Here is a 19647-nt window from a genome sequence, read left to right as displayed (position 1 = left end):
GCTTGATCCGGCGTCGTCACGCCCCCCCGTGCCACTGCCCCCGCTCCTCCAGCACCCGCCGCAGGACCGACGGACGGTCGGTCAGGATGGCACTCACCCCCATGTCAAGAAGCCGCGCCATCGCGGGCGCGTCATCGACCGTCCAGACCTGCACGTCGATCCCCCGCCGCGCGGCCGCCCGGATGAACCGCGGGGTGACGACCGCGAGGCCCTTGTAGACCCGGGGCACCTGCACCACCGCGAACCCCGGCCGCCGCATCGGCAGGCCATGGCCCGCCAGCCACAGCGCCAACACCCCCGATTGCGCGGGCGACCAGCTCAGGCCCGGCCCCAGCAGGCCCCGCATCGCCGCCGTCCGCGCCGCCGCGAAGGACCCGACGCAGACCCGCCCCAGCGCATCCGCGCGGGTGATGACCTCGGCCAGCGGCCCTGCCACGCGGTCGCATTTCAGCTCGAAGGTGATGTTGAGCCGCGGAAAGGCCGCCAGCAGCTCCTCCGCCCGCGGGATCGCCGCGCCGCCATGGGTGCGGATGCGCGCGACATCGGCCCAGTCCAGATCGGCGATCCGCGCCGTCTGCCCCGTCATCCGCTCCAGCGTCGGATCGTGATGGATCACCGCCACCCCGTCGCGCGTCGCATGCACATCCGTTTCGACATGCGTATACCCAAGGCCGACGGCCCGCGCGAAGGCCTCCATCGTGTTCTCCTCGGCCTCCAGCGACCCGCCGCGATGCGCCACCGCCGTGGGCAAGGGATGGTCGAGGAACGGATGTCGCCCGGTCATGCGCGCTGCAGCTTCGGCGGCTCGGTGCGGCACAGCCGCAGCATCTGCGCCATGAAGGGCTTGCCCGTGTCATCGGCCCGCGTCGCCCCGTACAGCCGCCGCGTGATGCCGGTTTCGGTCAAGCGCCGCGTCACCAGCGACGGATGCTTGCCCGTGTCCCGCACCACCCAGTCGGGCAGCACGGCCACCCCGCGCCCCGAGGCGACCAGCAGCAGGATGACGGCGGACAGCTCCACCTGCCGGATCGACTTCGGCTCGACCCCCGCCGCAAACAGCAGTTGCGAGAACACATCCAGCCGCGACCGATCTACCGGGTAGGTGATCAGCGCCTGGTCGGCGAAATCCTCGGCCTCGATGAAGGGTTTGGCGGCCAGCGGATGATCCGCCGCGCAGACGAAGACCGGCTCGTAATCGAAAAGCGGCGTGAAATCCACGCCCGACAGGTTTTCCGGGTCCGAGGACACCACGAAATCCACCTCCTCGCGCAGAAGCGCGGGCAGCGCCTCGAACTGCAGGCCGGGGCGGATGTCGACGTCGATATCCGGCCATGACACCCGGAAGGCCTCCAGCACCGGCAGCAGCCAGTCGAAACAGGCATGGCACTCGATGGCGATATGCAGCCGCCCCGTGCGCCCCTTCCTGAGCGAGTCGAACTCGTCCTCCAGCGCCGCGATGCGCGGCAGAACCTCCTCGGCAAGGCGCAACAGCTTCATCCCCGCGGGCGACAGCTTCATCGGCTTGGAGCGCCGCACGAACAGCTCCAGCCCCGCCTGGTCCTCCAACCCCTTGATCTGGTGGGACAAGGCCGATTGCGTGATGTGCAGCCGGTCAGCCGCGCGCGCCAGCCCGCCCTCCTCGTGGATGGCCTTGATCGTGCGCAGGTGGCGAAACTCGAGATGCATGTGAAACTCATATTGATCTTGAGGATTATGAATTTGTCGCAAGCACCACTCTATGCGACACCCTGATGCGACAGATCAAGGATCAGAATCGCCATGACCGCGCCGCGCATCTCCTTCGAGTTCTTCCCGCCCAAGTCGCTCGAGGCCTCTTTCAAGCTCTGGGAAACGCTCGGCGTGCTCGCGCCCCTCGCGCCCGAATTCGTCTCGGTCACCTATGGCGCGGGCGGCACCACGCGGGCGCTGACCCATGACGCGGTCAAGACGATCCACGCCAATTACGGCGTCGAGGTCGCGGCCCACCTGACCTGCGTCGACGCCACCCGCGCCGAGACGCTGGAGATCGCCCACAGCTACGCCGAGGCCGGCGTGACCCAGATCGTCGCGCTGCGCGGCGACCCGCCCAAGGGTCAGGGACACTTCACGCCCCACCCCGAGGGCTTCGCCAATTCCATCGAGCTGATCGAGGCGCTGGCGCAAACCGGCAAGTTCCACCTGCGCGTCGGCGCCTACCCCGACCCGCACCCCGAGGCGCAGTCGATGCAGGACTGCGTCGACTTCCTGAAGCGCAAGATCGACGCGGGCGCCAACTCAGCCATCACCCAGTTCTTCTTCGAGGCAGACACCTTCTTCCGCTTCCGCGACGCCTGCGCCGCATCCGGCATCACCGCGCCGATCATTCCCGGCATCCTGCCGATCAATTCGTGGAAGGGCGTGCGCAAGTTCGCCGAGGCCTGCGGCACGATCATCCCCGCCTGGCTGGACGAGGCCTATGACAAGGCCGCCCGCGACGGGCGCGAGAAGCTTCTCTCGACCGCCCTTGCGACCGAGCTTTGCACCGACCTGATCGAGGGCGGGGTCGAGGACCTGCATTTCTACACGCTGAACTCCCCCGACCTCACCCGCGACGTCTGCGCCGCGCTCGGCGTGACGCCCAAGGTGGAACTCAGCGAAGTCGCCTGATCACATCAGGCACTTGACCCCATCAGCGTCCTTCAATTGACTAATGGGTGGCCCTGCGGCAATGCAGGGCCTTCCTTCTTTTCATGGGAGTCCGAGATGATCTCGCCTGTCCTGCCCAGCTACAACCGGTCGAAACTGTCCTTCGTCAAAGGCGAAGGCGCGTGGATGATCGAGGCTGACGGGCGACGCTTTCTCGACTTCGCCTCCGGCATCGCGGTGATGTCGCTCGGCCACGGCCACCCCGCGCTGGTGAAGGCCCTGACCGACCAGGCGAACACGCTCTGGCACACCTCCAACCTCTACACCGTTCCCCAGCAGGAGGCGCTGGCCGAACGGCTGGTCGAGCACAGCTTCGCCGACACCGTCTTCTTCTGCAATTCGGGGACCGAGGCGACGGAACTCGCCGTCAAGATGGCGCGCAAATACTGGGCCGACAGCGACACGCCCGAGCGGACCACGATCCTCACCTTCGAGGGGGCCTTTCACGGGCGCTCCATCGCCGCGATCTCGGCGGCGGGCTCCGAGAAACTGACCAAGGGCTTCGGCCCGCTTCTACCGGGGTTCAGGCAACTGCCCTTCGGCGACCATGACGCGCTGCGCGCGGCGGCCGCCGAGCCTGACGTGGGCGCGATCATGGTCGAGCCGATCCAGGGCGAAAGCGGCATCCGCCCGCTGCCCGACCAATGCCTCAAGGGCCTGCGCGACCTCTGCGACGAGCACGGGCTCCTGCTGATCCTCGACGAGATCCAGTGCGGCGTCGGCCGCACGGGCCGCCTTTTCGCGCATGAATGGGCGGGCATCGCGCCCGACATCATGATGGTCGCCAAGGGCATCGGCGGCGGCTATCCCATCGGCGCGCTGCTGGCGACGGAGAACGCCGCGCGCGGCATGACGGCGGGAACCCACGGCTCCACCTATGGCGGCAACCCGCTGGGCTGCGCCGTGGGGGCCGCGGTGATGGACGAGATCACGAAGCCCGGCTTCCTCGACGATGTGAACGCCAAGGCGGGCTTCCTGCGCCAGCGTCTCGAGGGGCTGGTCGCAGCCCACCCCGACATCTTCGAGGGCGTCCGCGGCGCGGGCCTGATGCTGGGCCTCAAGTGCAAGCCGACCAACACCGACGTGGTGGCCGCGGGCTATGACGCCCATATCCTGACCGTCCCCGCGGGCGACAACGTGGTCCGCGTCCTGCCCGCCCTCACCATCACCGAGGAGGAGATCGCCGAGGGCGTGTCGCGTCTCGACGCCGCCGCCACGGCGCTCGGCCGAAAGATCGCCGCCGCCTGATCCCTTCATCTTCCCCCAAATACGGCGGGGGGTCCGGGGGGCTGGCCCCCCGCGCTCCTCCGCCAGCCAAGGGCGACACGCCATGACCCATTTCCTCGACATCAACAAGACAGACCCCGCCGCCCTGAGGTCCATGATCGACCAGGCCGCCGCGATGAAGGCCGCCCGCGCAGGTCGCCCCAAGGGCACCCCCGATGACGAGCAGCCGCTCGCAGGCCGCATGGTCGCGCTGATCTTCGAGAAGCCGTCCACCCGCACCCGCGTCAGCTTCGACATGGGCGTGCGCCAGATGGGCGGGCAGACCATGGTCCTGTCCGGCTCCGAAATGCAGCTCGGCCATGGCGAGACCATCGCCGACACCGCCCGCGTGCTCTCGCGCTACGTCGACCTCATCATGCTGCGCACCTTCGAGGAGGACGTGCTGCTCGAAATGGCCGAGCATGCCTCCGTCCCCGTGATCAACGGTCTGACCAACCGCACCCACCCCTGTCAGATCATGGCCGATATCCTCACCTTCGAGGAACACCGCGGCCCCATCGCGGGCAAGAAGGTGACCTGGTGCGGCGACGGCAACAACGTCTTCGCCAGCTTCGCCCATGCCGCCGGGCAGTTCGGCTTCGACCTCACCTTCTCCGGCCCGCCGACGCTCGACCCCGAGCGCGTCTTCCTCGAAGAGGCCCGCGCCAAGGGTTCCACCGTCACCATCGAACGCGACCCCGCAAAGGCGGTCGAGGGCGCCGACCTCGTCGTCACCGACACCTGGGTCTCGATGCATGACAGCCAATCGACGCGCGAACGCCGCCACAACCAGCTGCGCCCCTACCAGGTGAACGAGGCGCTGATGACACACGCCAAGCCCGACGCGCTCTTCATGCATTGCCTGCCCGCGCACCGGAACGAAGAGGTGACGGATGCCGTCATGGACGGCCCGCAATCGGTGATCTTCGACGAGGCCGAGAACCGGCTGCACGCGCAAAAGGCGATCCTGCGCCACTGCCTCGGGGTGTGATGCCGTCCCGATGCGGTGCCTTGCGCTGATCCTTGCGCTTCTGTCGGCCCTGCCTGCCGCCGCCGATCCGCTGGCGCTTGAGGTCCAGCGCCCCTTCGGCACGCTTCACGGCACGCTCGAGCGGCCCGAGGGTCCGGTGCGGGCGGCGGCGCTGATCCTGCCCGGCTCGGGCCCGACCGACCGCAACGGCAATTCCCACCTCGGCCTCGCCAGCGACGCCTACCGCCTGCTGGCCGAGGGGCTGGCGGCCCAAGGCATCGCCGCGCTGCGCATCGACAAACGCGGCATCGGCGCAAGCGAGGGCGATCCGAACGCCGTCAGCCTCGCGGCCTACCGCGAGGACACCGCCGCCTGGGTCGCGCTGCTGCGGGCCGAGACGGGCACACCCTGCGTCTGGCTCATCGGCCATTCCGAGGGCGCGATCCTCGCCGCCGACGCCGCCGCCCTGCCCGACATCTGCGGCCTCGTGCTGCTGGCCGGGCCGGGCCGTCCGCTCGGCGCGCTCATGCGCGACCAGATCGCCGCCCAACCGGCGCTTCGCCCATACCTTCCCGCCTTCGACACGGCCCTGGCCCAGCTGATCGAGACGGGCACCGCCGAAACCGCTGCGCTGCCGCCGGGCCTTGCCGCGATCTTCGGCCCGGCCACGCGCGCCTACCTGCGCGAACTGGTGACGACCGACCCCGCCGCACAGCTGGCCGCGACCGACCTGCCGGTCCTGATGATCCATGGCGACGCCGACCTGCAGGTCCCCCCGTCCGAGGCCGCCCCGCTTGCCACGGCCCGCCCCGACGCGACGCTGGTGACGCTCTCGGGCATGACCCACATGCTGAAACGGGCGATCCCGTTGGACGAGGCCGCAAGCCTAGAGACCTATGTCAACGCCAGCCTTGCCACCTATGCCGACCCCGCCCTGCCGCTCCATGACGGGCTGATCCCCGCAATCGCGGCCTTCCTCGCAGCCCCGCCATGACCGGCCCCGTGACACCACAAGGCGCGCTGCCGCCCGCGGCCCTTCCCGACGGGCCGAGGGACACACCCGGCGCGGCCATCGGTTTCATGATCGCCGCCACCGCGCTGATCGCTGGCACGACGCTCCTGGCCAAGGCGCTCGGCACCGAGACGCTGGGGCCCGCCCTGCACCCGCTCCAGGTCAGCTTCGGCCGGTTCCTTTTCGCGTGGCTCGTCATCGCCGCCACCACCGCGGCGCTGAGGCCCCGCCTCACCCGCCCCGACCTCAAGACCCACACCGCCCGCACGCTCTGCGGCTGGTCCGGCGTCACGCTGATGTTCGCCGCCGCCGCCGCGATCCCGCTGGCCGATGCCACCGCCATCAGCTTCCTCAACCCGATCTTCGGCATGATCCTCGCCATCCCGCTGCTGGGCGAACGGGTGGGCAAATGGCGCTGGCTGGCCGCAGCCATCGCCTTTGGCGGCGCGCTCATCCTGATCCGTCCGGGCCGCGAAGGCATCCACACCGGCGCGCTGCTGGCGCTTGGCGCGGCGCTGGCCCTCGGGCTCGAGCTGATCTTCATCAAGCGCCTCTCGGGCCGCGAGCGCCCGCTTCAGATCCTGCTCGTCAACAACACCATCGGCCTTTGCATCGCCGCCTTCGCCGTGCTCTGGGTCTGGCAGCCGCCCACGCCCCAGCAATGGGCGGGCATGGCCGCCATCGGCACCGTCATGGCCGCCGCGCAATTCTGCTTCGTCTCGGCCATGGCGCGGGCCGAGGCGAGTTTCGTCACCCCCTTCTCCTATCTCACGCTGGTCTTCGCGGCCCTCTACGACGCGGCGCTCTTCGGCGTGCTGCCCACCCCCCTCAGCGGGATCGGGGCAGCCACCATCATCGCCGGGGCCGCGCTGCTGGCGTGGCGCGAACGGGTCAACCGCCGCCGCCCGTAGCCACGGCGAAGACGGCATCCGCCGCCGCGCCCGGCACCGTGGGATGCGCGGCCAGCCGCGCGGCGACCTCGGGCGGATCGGCCGAGGCCGGGATCGGGGCGAGGCCCGCGACACGCGCAAGCAGAAGCGACGGCCATCTCATGCCCCGAGGCTCGCAGACCGCCCCGGGGTGCAACACCCCGTGCGCGACTTGCCACTGCCTGCCCAGCGCATAGAATGGGGCTTCAAATTCCGGCCCGGACCGGCCATATGAGTGGGCTTGGAACGGGTCGTGCGCCATGCGGCCCCAAATTCAGGAGACGGGCATGTCCTGGACCGACGAACGCGTCGAGCTGTTGAAGAAGATGTGGGGCGAGGGCCAATCGGCCAGCCAGATCGCCAAGGAGCTTGGCGGCGTCACCCGCAACGCGGTGATCGGCAAGGTGCATCGCCTCGGCCTGTCGAACCGTGCGGGCAGCGCCCCGACCGCCGCGGCCAAGCCCGCCCCCGCCGCCAAGGAGGCCGAGGCCAAGCCTGCCGAGAAGCCCCGCAAGGAAGAGGCCAAGGCCGCCCCCGCCGAGCCCGAGCAGCCCGCCGCCGTCTCCGAGCCCGAGCCTGCACCGCGTCCGACCAATGTCACGCCGCTCCGCCGCCCCATCGTGCCCGCGGGCCAGCCCCTTCCGCCGCAGCCTTCCGCCAACGAGATCAGCCCCGAGGCGCTCGCCAAGGTGCAGGAGGTCGAGAAGACCGCCAAGCGCATCAGCCTGATGGAGCTGACCGAGCGCACCTGCAAATGGCCGATCGGCGATCCGGCCACGGATGATTTCTACTTCTGTGGGCTGCCCGTGCAGCAGGGCAAACCCTATTGCGAGGCGCATGTCGGCGTCGCCTTCCAGCCCATGAGCAGCCGCCGCGACCGTCGTCGCTGAGGCCCGCACCCCGCCACGGGAAAAGCCCCGGCCGGATGGACCGGGGCTTTTGCTTGTCCGGGCCCCGCTCACCCCAACGGAATGAGCGGCACCCCCATCAACGCCTGCACGAACAGCCCCAGCGTCAGCGCGGCATGGGCCGCCGCCCCGATCCGCACGAACCGCACCGCCGAGGCCGCGCCGCGCCGGTCCAGCCAAAGCCCCAGCAGCGGCAGCGCCTGCATCGCATGGAGCGCCGCGAAATGCGCCGGGCGCAGATCGCCCGTCACCCCCGACCAGCCCATCAAGGGCAGCACTGGCGCGCCTTCGGGATGGACGCCCACGAAAGGCCCGCCCGTGCCGCTCAGGTAGCCCGCGACGATGAAGGTCAGCACGAAACTGGCCATGAAGCCCAGCCAGACCCCTTCCCGCAGGCCCGGCCCCATCGCCGCGGCAGCGTCGCGCCGCACGACCACGCCCATCACGGCCACGCCCGCGATCAGGGTCACCGCGCCTGCGCCCATCAGCAGATACATCGCCTCGTGAAACGGGGTCGACAGGTTGAAATGCGACGCCTCGGCCCGCGCCGCCTGGTGGATCATGTAGGCCATTTCCGACAGGAAGGCCGCCGCCATCGCCCATCCCGTGACGCGCAGCGTCCAGCCCTCGCGCCAGCCCGGCGACAGCCGCGCCTCGACCAGCGCCATGGTCCAGAACAGGACCACGAAACTCAGCGCGAATTTCAGCGGCTTCAGCCAGACCGGCACACCCGCGATCAGCCGCGCATCGACCATGGCCCAGCCGACCGTCAGGGCCAGCAGAACCGCCGAGACCACGGTCAGGACATGAAAGGGCGACGGCGCCCCGGCACCCTGCGCGGGCGGGTTTGCATCAAGCAGCGACATGGGTGGCTCCTTTCAGGGCAAGGGTCTGCGTCTGCGTCGGGATCAGGCGGGCCCGCAGCCCCCCCTCGGTCAGGGCGGCGATCAGGAAGCCCAGCGGCCCCAGCATGAAGATCGAGATCAGGATCGGGGCCTGCACCACGCGCCCCACGCCCGCCCGGTCCATCCGCGCCGCCATCACCGCGCCCACGAAGAGGTCAAAGGCCAGGTAATGCACCCAGCCCGCCAGAAGCGCCCAGTCATCCGACAACAGCACCGCGACCGAGGCGAGGCTGTCGAAGCCGCCGCCGGTGCCGGAGAACCGGCTCAGGACCAGCAGCGCATAGACCAGCGACAGCCCCGCCGGGACAATCCAGAGCGGCACCGCGTTCAGCCAGCCGAAGCGGCGCGGGCCAAGCACAAGCAGCGCCCAACCCAGCCCCGCCGCCGCCCCGGCCAGCGAGAAGATGTCTTCGGGAGTCATCGTTATATCTCCACTGTAAATTTCCACTGGTAATTCATGTGCGCAGTTCCCTTGCAAAGTCCAGCAGAAAAATTTACATTGGAAATATGAAAGGCCGAAGCCATTGACCAAAAAGCGGAAAACCTACCATCACGGTGATCTGAAACCGGCGCTTATCGCGGCCGGGCTGGAGCTGCTCGAGGAAACCGGGCTCGAGGCGCTGTCGCTCCGCGCCATCGCGGCCCGCGTGGGCGTCAGCCACACCGCGCCGAAGAATCACTTCGACGGGCTGCGCGGCCTTCTGACCGCAATCGCCGCCGAAGGCTTTCGCCGCCACGCCGCCGAGATGCGCCGCGGGGTCGAGGGCGAACCGCCCGGCACCGCGCGCCTGCACGCGGCCTGCGACGGCTACCTGCGCTTCGCGCTGGCCCATCCCGAGCTGTTCCGCCTGATGTTCTCCAAGGCGCTCTGCAACCACGACGACCCCGAGCTTCAGGCCGCGTCATGGGCCAGCTACGAGGTTCTGCGCGGCATCGCCTCCGGTCTCGACTGGGACAAGGCCGACGCCCCCGGCGCGCCGTGGCGCACCGAGTGGATGCTCTGGAGCATGGTGCATGGCTACGCCATGTTGCTGATCGAGGGGCAGATCGCCCGCGCCGAGGACGGCGGGCCGCCCTTCGCGGCCTCCAACCTCATGCCGGGGTTCGGCTACCGCGAGGGCGGGACCGCGACGGACCCGCTCAGATCATCATCCGACGCGGGTCCGCGATCAGCCCCGCGTAGGCCGTCATGAACCGCGCCGCATCCGCGCCGTTGATGACCCGGTGGTCATAGGACAGGTCCAGCGGCACCATCGGCACGGGGCGGGCCACGTCGCCCTCCCAGACCGTCACGGTCTCGGTCCGCGTGATGCCGAGGATCGCCACCTCGGGCGGGTTCACGATGGGGGTGAAGGCCGTGCCGCCGATGCCGCCCAGGTTGGTGATCGTCATCGAGGCGCCGCCCATCTCGTCCGGTCCGATCTTGCGCGCCTGCGCCCGCGCGGCAAGGTCCGCGATCTCCGCCGCGATGGCCCATAGCCCCTTGCGGTCCGCGTTGCGGATCACCGGCACCATCAGCCCATGCGCGGTGTCCACCGCGATGCCGACATGCACGTACTCCTTCAGGATCAGCCGCGTCCCATCCGCCGAAAGCGAGGCGTTGAAACGCGGAAAGGCGCGCAAACAGCGCGCCAATGCGGCGACGTGAAAGGCCAGCGCCGTCAGCTTCACGCCGCGCGCGGCGGCCTCGTCCTTCCACGCCTTGCGCAACGCCTCGATGCCCGAGACATCGGCGCGGTCGTGATGCGTCACCGCCGGGATCAGCGCCTGCGCCGCGGCAAGGTTGCGCGCGGCCACCTGCGCGAAGCGGCTCATCGGTTCCTCGGTCACCGGGCCATGGGCGGCGTGATCCACCGCCCAATAGGAGGTGTCGCCGGTCGGGGCCGCCGCCCCGCCGCTCTCCAGGTCCTCGGGCCCGATCGTCCGGCGGCCCAGCTTCTTCGCTTGCGCCTCCAGGTCCACGCCCTTTTCCAGCGCCAGCTTCCGGGTCGAGGGGCTTGCCGTGATCTCGCTCATCGCCCTGCCCTCACCAATCCGCCGAGATGTATTGCGTTTCCATGAACTCCAGCATCCCCTCGTGCCCGCCTTCGCGGCCAAGGCCCGATTGCTTGGTCCCGCCGAACGGCGCGGCGGGGTCGCTGACCAAACCGCGGTTCAGGCCCACCATCCCGTAATCCAGCCGCTCGCAGACCTGCATCGCGCGCTTGAAATCGGCGCTGAAGACATAGGCCACCAGCCCGTATTCCGTGTCGTTCGCCCGCCGGATGGCATCCTCTTCATCGGAAAAGGTCTGGATCGCGGCCACCGGGCCGAAGATCTCGTCATGCACGCACTCCGCCGTTTCCGGCACGTTCGAGATGACGGTGGGCGGGTAGAAGAACCCCTTGCCGTTCGGCACCACGCCGCCACATTCCAGCTTGGCCCCCTTGGCCAGCGCGTCCGCGACGAACTCGGCCACCTTGTCGCGCGTCTGCGCGTTCACCAGCGGGCCGACATCGACCGACGGGTCGGTCCCATCGCCGACCTTCAGCGCGCTCATCCGTTCCGACAGCCGCGCGGTAAATTTCTCCGCGATGCTCTCATGCACGTAGATCCGGTTCGCCGCCGTGCAGGCCTCGCCAAGGTTGCGCATCTTGGCCAGCATGGTGCCGTCGATGGCCGTGTCCATGTCGGCATCCTTCAGCACCAGCACGGGCGCGTTCCCGCCCAGCTCCATCGCCGGTTTCAGCACCTGGTCGGCGGCGGATTTCAGCAGCTTGCGCCCCACCCCGGTGGAGCCGGTGAAACTCACCACCCGCACCCGCGGGTCATGCAGCATGTGATCGACCAGCGCCCCCGTCCGCTTCGACGGCAGCACGTTGACCAACCCCTTCGGCACCCCCGCCTCTTCCAGAAGCGGCATCAGCGCCAGCATGGTCAAGGGCGTCTCCGACGCCGGCTTGATGATGACGCCACAGCCCGCCGCCAGCGCCGGCGCGATCTTCCGCGTGCCCATGGCCGCGGGGTAATTCCACGGTGTGACCAGCACGGCCAGCCCCGCGGGCTTGTGCTGCACGACGATCCGCGCGCCGCTTGCGGGCGCTCGCGTGATCAGCCCGTCGGCGCGCACGGCTTCTTCCGCGAACCAGCGGAAGAACTCGGCGGCATAGGTCGCCTCGCCCTTGGCATCCGTGCCCGCCTTGCCGTTCTCCAGCGTGATCAGATGCGCGAAATGATCGAGCCGCGCGGTCATCAGCTCCCAGGCCTTCCGCAGCACCTCGGACCGGTCCCGCGGCGTGCGCGCGGCCCAGTCGGCCATCGCGCGTTCCGCCGCGTCCAGCGCCGCATCGGCATGCGCAATCTCCGCCGAGGCGACCGAGGCCAAGACCTCTTCCGTCGCCGGGTTGATGACGTCGAACCGCTCCTCGGTCGTCACCCAGTCGCCGTCGATATAAAGATCGGTGTAGTCCATCCCTCGGACCCCCTTGTCAGAGCAGGTGGCGGAGCGGCTGCTCCACCCGTCCCGCGAATTCGGAAAGAAGCCGGATCGCCTCTGGGCCGTCCAACTGGCCCGCGGCGCATTCCAGCGTGATCGACAGGCCGTCCCCCTCGGCGGTGACGGTCAGCACCGGCACGTCCTCGGCACCCATCTCGACACTGGCCAGCCGAGTGCCGCGCAGGTCGCGGACCAGCAGATCGGGCGCGTCTTCGCTGGGTGTCACCCCCGACAGTGCGCGGCCCTGCGGCACGTCAAAGACAGTCACGGCACCGAACCGTTCCACGGCAACCACGACCGCGCCGTCCCGCCCAAGGCTTGCCCCCGCAAGCCCGGCCAGCACCGCGTCGCGGGTCAGCCCCTGCGCCTCGGCCCAGTCGGCGAAGCCCGCGACGCCGTCCTCGGCGGCCCGTGCCGTCAACCGCCGCGCGGCGGCAGCCACGGCCGGGGCGACCGATGCGCCGCGCTCCGGCATCGCGCGCAGAACCTCGAGGTCCGCGACATGGAACGGCTGCGGATGCCCCGCCTCGGCCAATCGGCCAAGGTCCAGCCCCTGCTCCAGCGCCAGCCGCCGCGCCTTGGGCGAGGCAAGGATACGCCCGCCCGCCGCCACCGGCGCGGCTGGCTTCGGCGCAGTGGGCTGCGCGGGCGCAGGCTCCGCCTGTCCCTGAGCCTCGGCCGCTGCGGGCTTCGCCGCACCGTCCTTCACCGACCGCGCGACCGGCGCATCCGGCTTGGCGTCCGAGATGATAGCGACCGGCTGGCCCACCGGCACCTCTTCGCCCGCCTCGGCAAGCGTCGCGGCCAGCCAGCCCTTGCGGCCGGCCTCCACCTCCATCGTGCTCTTGTCGGTCTCGACCTCGAAGAGCACATCCTCGACCGCCACCTCGTCGCCCGGCGCTTTCAGCCAGGTGACCAGCAGCCCGCTGTCCTGTGCCATGCCCAGCTGCGGCATGGTCACACGATGCCCCTCGGGCAGGTCGCCCGCGCCGCTCGCGGCAGGCGCAGGCGCAGGTTCCGCCGCCTCGGGCGCGTCGTCATCCTCGGCACTGTCGGATATCCGCGCGATCACCTGCCCCACCGGCACGTCATCGCCCTCGGCGGCACTCACGCCGGTCAGGAAACCGTCGGCCTGCGCCTCGACCTCCATCGTGGCCTTGTCAGTCTCCACCTCGAACAGCGCATCGCCCTTCGACACGGCATCGCCGGGCGATTTGAGCCAGGACACGATCTTGCCTGCGTCCTGCGCCATGCCGAGCTGGGGCATGGTCACGTCATGCGGCATGGATAAGCTCCCCCGCGCAGAGCTTGCGGGCGTTCTCGACCACGCCCTCGGGCGTCGGCACGGTCAGGTCCTCGAGCGCCGGGCTGAACGGCACCGGCACGTCCATCGCTCCCATCCGCAAGACGGGTGCATCGAGGTGATAGAACGCCTTTTCATTGAGACGCGAGGCGATCTCGGCGGTCACCCCGTAGCTTTGGTGCCCCTCGTCGATGACGATGGCGCGGCTCGTCTTTTTCACGCTGTCCAGAAGCGTCTTCTCGTCCAGCGGCACGATCGTCCGCGGGTCGATCACCTCGGCCTCGATGCCTTCTTGTGCAAGAAGCTCCGCCGCCTTTTCGGCCACCTGCACCATCGAGGAGGTGGCGATCAGCGTGATATCGCGCCCCTCGCGCTTCACGTTGGCCTCGCCGAAGGGGATCAGGTATTCCTCTTCCGGGACCGGGGCCTTGTCCTGGTACATCAGCTTGTCTTCGAAGATCACGACCGGGTTGTTGTCCCGGATCGCCGTCTTCATCAGCCCCTTCGCCTCGTAGGCCGAGGAGGGCAGCGCCACCTTCAGCCCCGGAATATGCGCCACCAGCGCCTGCAGCGATTGCGAGTGCTGCGCCGCCGAGCGCCGCGTCGCGCCAAGGTTGGTGCGCAGCACCATCGGCACGGTCAGTTTGCCGCCCGACATGTAATGCTGCTTGGCCGCCTGGTTGCAGAGCTGGTCCATCACCAGGTAGATGAAATCGCCGAACATCAGGTCGACGACGGGCCGCGCTCCGGTCATCGCGGCACCCACGGCAAGACCGACGAACCCCGGCTCGGAAATCGGCGTGTCGATCACGCGATCGGTGCCGAATTCTTCTACAAGACCGGACAGCACCTTGAACGGCGTGCCCGCCTCGGCCACGTCCTCGCCCAGGATGAAGACCGTGGGGTCGCGCCGCATTTCCTCGGCAAGCGCCTCGTTCACGGCCTGGGACAGGGTGATCTCTCTCATCGTCGCTCCTCCTCAGTCCGCGAAGACATGCATGTCGACCTCGTGGGCCGGCGGGTATGGGGCCTTCTCGGCATAGGCCACGGCCTCGGTCGCATCCTTCTCGATCTCGGCGTTCATCGCCTCGATCTCCTCCTCGGTCGCGATCCCCTGCTCGACGAGGAAGGCCCGGAACCGGATGATCGGGTCGCGGTTGTCTTTCCAGTCGGTCTCTTCCTCCTTCGAGCGGTAATAGGCGCGGTTGATGTCGCCCACGTGGTGCCCGTGGTAGCGGTAGGTCATCAGCTCCATGAAGAACGGGCCCTCACCCTTCCGCGCCCGCGCCACCAGCTTTTGCGTCAGCTCGTTCACGGCCAGCACGTCCTGCCCGTCGACCTGGTGGGCCTCGATGCCGAAGGCCTCGGCCCGCGCCATGATCGAGCCCGCCGCGATCTCTTCGGTCTTGGTGTATTCCGAATAGCCATTGTTCTCGCAGGCGTAGATCACCGGCAGGTTCCACAGCGCTGCCATGTTCATGACCTCGTACCACAGCCCCTGCGCCGTCGCCCCGTCGCCGAAGAAACAGACGGTGACGTCATCCTTGCCCTGCAGCTTCGCGCGCAAGGCAGACCCCGTGGCGATCCCCATCGAGCCGCCGACGATGGCGTTCGCCCCAAGGTTCCCGTGGCTCTGGTCGGCGATATGCATCGACCCGCCCTTGCCCCGGCAATAGCCCTCGGCCTTGCCCAGAAGCTCGCAGAACATCTCCTTGAACTCGGCGCCCTTGGCCACGCAATGCCCGTGCCCGCGGTGGGTCGAGGTGATGCGGTCGTCATCCGTCAGCGCCTCGCAGATGCCGACGGCGACGGCTTCCTCGCCGGAATACATATGCGTCAGCCCCGGCATCTTGGCCGAAAGGTAGAGCTGATTGGCGTTGTCCTCGAAGGTGCGGATGCGCACCATCTGGCGATACATCCGCAGGTAGTCTTCGGTGTTGGTCTTGGCTTTGGCCATGTCGGTGTCCCTTGTGCGGCGATGCCGGGCCGAAGCCCGGCCCGCGTCGCGTCAATAACGGTTGGCGATGGGCAGCTCTTCCGCCGGGAAAAGGCTGATGACCTCGCAGCCGGTCTCGGTCACGACCACCTCTTCCTCGATCCGCGCCGCCGAATAGCCGTCGGCCGCCGGGCAGTAGGTCTCCAAGGCGAAGACCATCCCCGTCTGGATCTCCATCGGGTGATCGAGGCTGACCGCCCGAGAGATGATCGGCCGCTCATGCAGCGCCAGCCCCAGCCCGTGCCCGAACTGCAACCCGAATGCCGCGTCCTCGTTCGGAAAGCCGAGCGACTCAGCCGTCGGCCAGACCTCGGCCACCTTGTCGGTGGTGACACCGGGCTTGATCATGGCGATCGAGGCGTCGATCCACTCCCGCGCCTTGACGTAAGCGTCATTCTGCGCGGGCGTCGCGCGGCCCACGTTGAACGTGCGGTAGTAACAGGTGCGATAGCCCTGATAGGACTGCAGGATGTCGAAGAAGCACTGGTCGCCGGGCCGGATCAGCCGGTCGGTGAAGTTGTGCGGATGCGGGTTGCAGCGCTCGCCGGAAATGGCGTTGATCGCCTCGACGTCATCCGACCCCATCTCGTAGAGCAGCTTGTTCGAGAGCGCCACGATGTCGTTCTCGCGCACGCCCGGCTTCAGCTCCTCGTAGATCATGTGGTAGACGCCATCGACCATGGAGGCCGCCTGCGTCAGCAGCTGGATCTCGTCCCAGTTCTTGATCTCGCGCGCGCCCAGCATGATCTGCTGGCCATCCACGACCTTGATCCCTTCCTCCTGCAGCGCGTGGAACATCGCGGTTTCCGCGTAATCCACGCCCACCGGCATGTCGGCCATGCCCGCGTCCTTGATCAGCTGCGCGATCATCTTGGCGTATTTCTTCATCAGCCCGAACTCGGGCGGGATGGTGCCGCGCATGCCGACGACGCCGGCAAGGCAATGATCCGGCTCCAGCCAGTCGGAATAGCGCTGGTGATGCACCGCGGCCGAGCCGAAATCCCAGACGTAGGGAGAGTCGTCGCCCGTCAGTAGGCAGAAGCGGCACATCTTGTCCCGCTCCCATTCGCCGATCTTCGTGGCCGAGACGTAGCGGATGTTGTTCACGTCGAACAGCAGCAGCGACCCCGCGTTCGACGCCTGTAGCGCCTGCCGCGTGCGGGCAAGGCGGTAGCGGCGCAGCCGGTCATGGTCGACGCGGCGCTCGAAATCGACGGAACTGTGCCCCCAGGCCGGAAGGCGGTCGCGCCACTCCCAGTTGGGCTCGAGGTCCTGCGGGGTCAGCATGTTGGGCATCAGGGCACGGGTCATCGGGAAAACCTCCGGTAGGGCGGCACCTGCGGCCGCCTTGCGTTGACGAAAAGGGGGGAGCGGTGGGCAGGATTGCCCACCCTACGGGCGTGCGCCGGTCACTTCGTGACCCAGCCACCGTCGATCGAGATCATCTGCCCGGTCATGTAGTCGCTGTCGTTCGACGCGAGGAAGGACGCCGTCCCGGTGATGTCCTCGGGATAGGAGACGCGCTTGATGACAAGGTTGTTCTCGACGATGTCGTCATACGCCTGCCCCTCGCGCTCCTTGAAGCCGATCTCGACAAGGTCCTTGTCCAGCTGCTCCCACAAGGGCGTGACCACGACGCCCGGCGCATAGCCGTTGACGGTGATGTTGTGCTCGGCCAGCCCCAGCGCGCCGCATTCGGTCAGCGCAAGACAGCCGTATTTCGAGGTGCAATAAACCGTCACGTCCACCAACGGCTTGCGGCTGGCGATGGACCCCACGTTGATCAGCTTGTAGGGCCGTTCCTGCGGGCCCTGCGCGATCATCTGGCGCGCGGTCTCCTGCATGCCCAGCCACATGGCCTTGGTGTTGACGTTCATGATCATGTCCCAGTTGTCTTCATCGATATCCATGAAGAACCGGGGCTTGTTCAGGCCCGCGTTGAACAGACCCACGTTGATCGACCCGAACGCCTCGACCGTGGCGGCGACGGCGGCGGCATTGTCGGCGCGCTTGGTCACATCCATCCGAACGGCAATCGCGCGGCCGTTGCCGGCGGCGTTGATGCGGTCGGCCACCTCCTGCGCCGCGCCCTCGTCGAGGTCGCCGAGCGTCACGTTCGCGCCCTGGGCTGCAAAGGCCTCGGCATTGGCGGCCCCCATGCCGCGGGCGGCACCGGTGATCAGGATGTTTTTCCCTTTGAGGCGTTCGGGGTCCATGTGTTCCTCCCTAATGAACTGGATCTGACAGGATTTTCTCGGCACCGGCCTGCACGCGGGCGAGTGCGGCGCGCGGGGTGACAAGGCCGCGCAGCATGTCGTGCAGCTCGGTTCCGCACAGCTCGATCACGTCCGAGATCTGCGGGATCGGCGGGCGCGGCCAGAATTGCAGCTCGTCGCGCCAGGACATCTGGTCCACCGTCTCGAAGATCGGCGACAGGCGGCGCACCTCGGGGTCGGCCCCGACCGAATAGCGCGGCGCGGTGCGGCTGCCGTTCTGCACGTAGAGCTTCTGCGCCGCGGGCGAGGTGAAGGCGATCAGCGCCTCGGCGGCATCCGCCACCCGCTCGGGCGCAAGGTTCGCCGGAATGCACAGCGCATAGCCCCCCACGGGCGCGATCGGCACGCCCTCGGGTCCGTGCGGATGCGGCAGGTAGCCGGTGTTGCCATGGGCGGGGCAACTCGCGTCCAGCTCGAAATACGGCGCCAGCAGAGTGTAGCCATAGGCCATCGCCACCTTGCCCGCCGCATAGGGGCGCACCCGCTCGTACCAGGACATCGACAGGATGTCGGGCGGCGAATACTCCAGAAGCTCCATCAGGTATTCCGCCGCCTCCAGCGCGCGCGGCGTGTCCAGCGTGGGCACCTGCCGTCCGCCCAGGTGATCTGCGTCGTAGCCGCCCGCCACCTCGGGTAGCTCGATGATCGGCTGGCCGAAGGCCGCGCAGGTCATCATGAAGGTATGGCCCAGCGCCGTGCCCCGCGCCGCGTTCCACGCCACCCCGTAGCGCCCGCTGCGCGGGTCGTGGAAATGGCGCGCGGCGGCGATCACCTGCGCATGGGTCGCGGGCGGCTCCAGCCCCTCCCGCGCGAACCAGTCGCGGCGGTAGAACATCAGCTCGGGCGTGGTCTGGCTCGGCACGCCGTAGGGCACGCCCTCCCAATGGGTCGCGCGCCAGCCCGCGGTGTGGAAATCGCCGGGGTCCAGCCGCTCGGTGTCCATCACCTCGGTCAGAGGGCGAATCACGCCCTTTTCCACGAACTCGCCGATCCACGGCAGGTCCACCGCGATCAGGTCATAGGCGCTGCGCTTGCGCTCGGCGTTGCGCAGGGCTTCCTGCCGCAGCCGGTCGATGGAAAAGGCCCGTTGGTGGATATCCGTGCCCACCATCGTCTCGAACTGGCGCTTCAGCGTCTCCATCACCATGAAGGTCGGGTCGCCATGCACCAGGATGCGCAAGCCCCCCGCCAGCTTCAGCGGCGACAGCAGCGCCCGCGGCGGCGCGATGACCGCCTGCCCCGGCACGTAGGAGCCGCCGTAGAAATAATCCTCGGTCGCGCCCTCGGCGGCCGGATCGAAGCTGGTCCGCGCGATGCGACCGATCCGGCTGGCCAGCTGGCTGAACCGGTCCAGCAGCGCCGCACTCGGGTGAAGCGAGAAACTCCGCCCCGATTTCGTCCGCGGCCGCTGCTCCACCAGGCCCGCCCCCTGCACCTCGGCGAGCTTGCGCATCGCCGTCGCATAGGGCACCCCCGAGGCCGCCGCCATCGACGAGGCCGAGACCAGCCGCCCCTCGATGTGCCCGCGCAGAAGGTGAAGGATCATGTTGAGATGCGGGTTCGGCGTCGTCGGCTCGAGCGAGCTGTCCAGCTCGACCGACAGGTCGCCGAGGAAATCCACCACCCGTTCCAGCTCGGCCTCGGCCACGCCCGAGGACAGCCGCCCGGCGGGGGGCGCGGCTTGTCCATATCGGATGTTTTCGGCAGGCTGGCTATTCATGGGTCCGGGTATGCTGGGCCCGTTTGCCCGGTTCGGGCGGCGGTTCGGGCGGTGTGTCATCTGTGACCCTCTCGAAATGTTCAAATTGGAGCCGATCTGGCATGTGCCAAAATATCCATTACGGATATCATTATGTCCATTATGGATGGATTAGGGCCATCCGATCCGCGCCGTTTCCGCGCTGGATGGATGCAGATTGCAC

The 19647-nt window shown here is 68.5% G+C and carries 20 protein-coding genes; 7 read left to right on the top strand and 13 right to left on the bottom strand.

Annotated elements, in window-relative coordinates:
- Positions 1–16: 16 nt before the first annotated feature.
- A complete protein-coding gene (locus tag QQK83_RS02395) occupies positions 17–784 on the bottom strand; it encodes a glycerophosphodiester phosphodiesterase family protein (protein WP_284261338.1) in 768 nt (255 codons plus the stop codon).
- Positions 781–1686: a LysR family transcriptional regulator gene (locus QQK83_RS02390; protein ID WP_284261336.1), complete on the bottom strand. Its 906-nt coding sequence runs from the start codon at positions 1684–1686 to the stop codon at positions 781–783. Before QQK83_RS02390 ends, QQK83_RS02395 begins: the two co-directional genes overlap by 4 nt.
- Before the next feature lie 93 nt (positions 1687–1779).
- Between QQK83_RS02390 and metF the strand changes: the two genes are divergently transcribed.
- The 5 genes from metF (at position 1780) to QQK83_RS02365 (ending at position 6844) form a co-directional block, all read left to right on the top strand.
- Positions 1780–2646: a methylenetetrahydrofolate reductase [NAD(P)H] gene (gene metF / locus QQK83_RS02385; RefSeq protein ID WP_284261334.1), complete on the top strand. Its 867-nt coding sequence runs from the start codon at positions 1780–1782 to the stop codon at positions 2644–2646.
- 96 nt (positions 2647–2742) lie between these two features.
- Positions 2743–3933, top strand: a complete 1191-nt coding sequence (locus QQK83_RS02380) for an aspartate aminotransferase family protein (protein ID WP_284261332.1) — start codon at positions 2743–2745, stop codon at positions 3931–3933.
- Positions 3934–4015: 82 nt separating this feature from the next.
- Positions 4016–4942, top strand: coding sequence for an ornithine carbamoyltransferase (gene argF, locus QQK83_RS02375; protein WP_284261330.1), 927 nt, complete (start codon positions 4016–4018; stop codon positions 4940–4942).
- Positions 4943–4952: 10 nt separating this feature from the next.
- Complete coding sequence (locus QQK83_RS02370; protein ID WP_284261328.1) at positions 4953–5915, top strand: alpha/beta hydrolase; 963 nt, start codon at positions 4953–4955, stop codon at positions 5913–5915.
- Positions 5916–6001: 86 nt separating this feature from the next.
- Complete coding sequence (locus QQK83_RS02365; RefSeq protein WP_284261461.1) at positions 6002–6844, top strand: DMT family transporter; 843 nt, start codon at positions 6002–6004, stop codon at positions 6842–6844.
- On the opposite strand, the gene QQK83_RS02360 is transcribed toward QQK83_RS02365, so the two are convergent.
- Positions 6825–6986 carry a hypothetical protein gene (locus QQK83_RS02360; protein ID WP_284261326.1) on the bottom strand — a complete coding sequence of 54 codons (162 nt, stop codon included), beginning with the start codon at positions 6984–6986 and terminating at the stop codon, positions 6825–6827. The two genes, QQK83_RS02365 and QQK83_RS02360, sit on opposite strands and share 20 nt — an antisense overlap.
- 163 nt (positions 6987–7149) lie before the next feature.
- On the opposite strand from QQK83_RS02360, the gene QQK83_RS02355 reads away from it, so the two are divergent.
- Positions 7150–7752 (top strand): GcrA family cell cycle regulator, encoded by a 603-nt coding sequence (locus QQK83_RS02355; RefSeq protein ID WP_284261324.1) that lies wholly within the window; start codon positions 7150–7152, stop codon positions 7750–7752.
- A 68-nt stretch (positions 7753–7820) separates the two neighbouring features.
- On the opposite strand, the gene QQK83_RS02350 is transcribed toward QQK83_RS02355, so the two are convergent.
- Complete coding sequence (locus tag QQK83_RS02350; RefSeq protein ID WP_284261322.1) at positions 7821–8636, bottom strand: hypothetical protein; 816 nt, start codon at positions 8634–8636, stop codon at positions 7821–7823.
- Positions 8623–9096 carry an abscisic acid-deficient protein Aba4 family protein gene (locus QQK83_RS02345; protein ID WP_284261320.1) on the bottom strand — a complete coding sequence of 158 codons (474 nt, stop codon included), beginning with the start codon at positions 9094–9096 and terminating at the stop codon, positions 8623–8625. Before QQK83_RS02345 ends, QQK83_RS02350 begins: the two co-directional genes overlap by 14 nt.
- A gap of 103 nt (positions 9097–9199) precedes the next feature.
- On the opposite strand from QQK83_RS02345, the gene QQK83_RS02340 reads away from it, so the two are divergent.
- Positions 9200–9868 (top strand): TetR/AcrR family transcriptional regulator, encoded by a 669-nt coding sequence (locus QQK83_RS02340; protein WP_284261318.1) that lies wholly within the window; start codon positions 9200–9202, stop codon positions 9866–9868.
- Here QQK83_RS02340 and QQK83_RS02335 read toward each other — a convergent pair.
- From QQK83_RS02335 to QQK83_RS02300, 8 genes are all read right to left on the bottom strand, one after another.
- The gene (locus QQK83_RS02335; RefSeq protein ID WP_284261316.1) at positions 9816–10691 is read right to left on the bottom strand and encodes a 2-oxo acid dehydrogenase subunit E2; all 876 of its coding nucleotides are present in this window, start codon (positions 10689–10691) and stop codon (positions 9816–9818) included. The two genes, QQK83_RS02340 and QQK83_RS02335, sit on opposite strands and share 53 nt — an antisense overlap.
- Before the next feature lie 10 nt (positions 10692–10701).
- Complete coding sequence (locus QQK83_RS02330; protein ID WP_284261314.1) at positions 10702–12126, bottom strand: NAD-dependent succinate-semialdehyde dehydrogenase; 1425 nt, start codon at positions 12124–12126, stop codon at positions 10702–10704.
- Between the two features lie 16 nt (positions 12127–12142).
- Positions 12143–13435, bottom strand: a complete 1293-nt coding sequence (locus tag QQK83_RS02325) for a biotin/lipoyl-containing protein (RefSeq protein ID WP_284261313.1) — start codon at positions 13433–13435, stop codon at positions 12143–12145.
- Entirely contained in the window at positions 13425–14420 is a 996-nt protein-coding gene (locus tag QQK83_RS02320; RefSeq protein WP_284261310.1) for an alpha-ketoacid dehydrogenase subunit beta, read from the bottom strand. Before QQK83_RS02320 ends, QQK83_RS02325 begins: the two co-directional genes overlap by 11 nt.
- A 12-nt stretch (positions 14421–14432) precedes the next feature.
- Positions 14433–15410, bottom strand: coding sequence for a thiamine pyrophosphate-dependent dehydrogenase E1 component subunit alpha (locus QQK83_RS02315; RefSeq protein ID WP_284261307.1), 978 nt, complete (start codon positions 15408–15410; stop codon positions 14433–14435).
- A gap of 51 nt (positions 15411–15461) precedes the next feature.
- Positions 15462–16760 (bottom strand): M24 family metallopeptidase, encoded by a 1299-nt coding sequence (locus tag QQK83_RS02310; protein ID WP_284261304.1) that lies wholly within the window; start codon positions 16758–16760, stop codon positions 15462–15464.
- A gap of 98 nt (positions 16761–16858) precedes the next feature.
- Positions 16859–17665, bottom strand: a complete 807-nt coding sequence (locus QQK83_RS02305) for an SDR family NAD(P)-dependent oxidoreductase (protein ID WP_284261301.1) — start codon at positions 17663–17665, stop codon at positions 16859–16861.
- A 10-nt stretch (positions 17666–17675) separates the two neighbouring features.
- Entirely contained in the window at positions 17676–19445 is a 1770-nt protein-coding gene (locus tag QQK83_RS02300) for an ABC transporter substrate-binding protein (protein ID WP_284261298.1), read from the bottom strand.
- Between the last annotated feature and the right edge of the window lie 202 nt (positions 19446–19647).

This window comes from Roseicyclus amphidinii (assembly GCF_030163755.1).
Taxonomy (GTDB): Bacteria; Pseudomonadota; Alphaproteobacteria; order Rhodobacterales; family Rhodobacteraceae; genus Roseicyclus; species Roseicyclus amphidinii.
This window is presented reverse-complemented; position numbering and strand designations above follow the sequence as displayed.

Excerpts from the sequence above, each read along its gene's own strand:
- QQK83_RS02395 (WP_284261338.1), bottom strand. The coding sequence starts at position 784 with ATGACCGGGCGACATCCGTTCCTCGACCATCCCTTGCCCACGGCGGTG.
- QQK83_RS02390 (WP_284261336.1), bottom strand. The coding sequence starts at position 1,686 with ATGCATCTCGAGTTTCGCCACCTGCGCACGATCAAGGCCATCCACGAG.
- metF (WP_284261334.1), top strand. The coding sequence starts at position 1,780 with ATGACCGCGCCGCGCATCTCCTTCGAGTTCTTCCCGCCCAAGTCGCTC.
- QQK83_RS02380 (WP_284261332.1), top strand. The coding sequence starts at position 2,743 with ATGATCTCGCCTGTCCTGCCCAGCTACAACCGGTCGAAACTGTCCTTC.
- argF (WP_284261330.1), top strand. The coding sequence starts at position 4,016 with ATGACCCATTTCCTCGACATCAACAAGACAGACCCCGCCGCCCTGAGG.
- QQK83_RS02370 (WP_284261328.1), top strand. The coding sequence starts at position 4,953 with ATGCGGTGCCTTGCGCTGATCCTTGCGCTTCTGTCGGCCCTGCCTGCC.
- QQK83_RS02365 (WP_284261461.1), top strand. The coding sequence starts at position 6,002 with ATGATCGCCGCCACCGCGCTGATCGCTGGCACGACGCTCCTGGCCAAG.
- QQK83_RS02360 (WP_284261326.1), bottom strand. The coding sequence starts at position 6,986 with ATGAGATGGCCGTCGCTTCTGCTTGCGCGTGTCGCGGGCCTCGCCCCG.
- QQK83_RS02355 (WP_284261324.1), top strand. The coding sequence starts at position 7,150 with ATGTCCTGGACCGACGAACGCGTCGAGCTGTTGAAGAAGATGTGGGGC.
- QQK83_RS02350 (WP_284261322.1), bottom strand. The coding sequence starts at position 8,636 with ATGTCGCTGCTTGATGCAAACCCGCCCGCGCAGGGTGCCGGGGCGCCG.
- QQK83_RS02345 (WP_284261320.1), bottom strand. The coding sequence starts at position 9,096 with ATGACTCCCGAAGACATCTTCTCGCTGGCCGGGGCGGCGGCGGGGCTG.
- QQK83_RS02335 (WP_284261316.1), bottom strand. The coding sequence starts at position 10,691 with ATGAGCGAGATCACGGCAAGCCCCTCGACCCGGAAGCTGGCGCTGGAA.
- QQK83_RS02330 (WP_284261314.1), bottom strand. The coding sequence starts at position 12,126 with ATGGACTACACCGATCTTTATATCGACGGCGACTGGGTGACGACCGAG.
- QQK83_RS02325 (WP_284261313.1), bottom strand. The coding sequence starts at position 13,435 with ATGCCGCATGACGTGACCATGCCCCAGCTCGGCATGGCGCAGGACGCA.
- QQK83_RS02320 (WP_284261310.1), bottom strand. The coding sequence starts at position 14,420 with ATGAGAGAGATCACCCTGTCCCAGGCCGTGAACGAGGCGCTTGCCGAG.
- QQK83_RS02315 (WP_284261307.1), bottom strand. The coding sequence starts at position 15,410 with ATGGCCAAAGCCAAGACCAACACCGAAGACTACCTGCGGATGTATCGC.
- QQK83_RS02310 (WP_284261304.1), bottom strand. The coding sequence starts at position 16,760 with ATGACCCGTGCCCTGATGCCCAACATGCTGACCCCGCAGGACCTCGAG.
- QQK83_RS02305 (WP_284261301.1), bottom strand. The coding sequence starts at position 17,665 with ATGGACCCCGAACGCCTCAAAGGGAAAAACATCCTGATCACCGGTGCC.
- QQK83_RS02300 (WP_284261298.1), bottom strand. The coding sequence starts at position 19,445 with ATGAATAGCCAGCCTGCCGAAAACATCCGATATGGACAAGCCGCGCCC.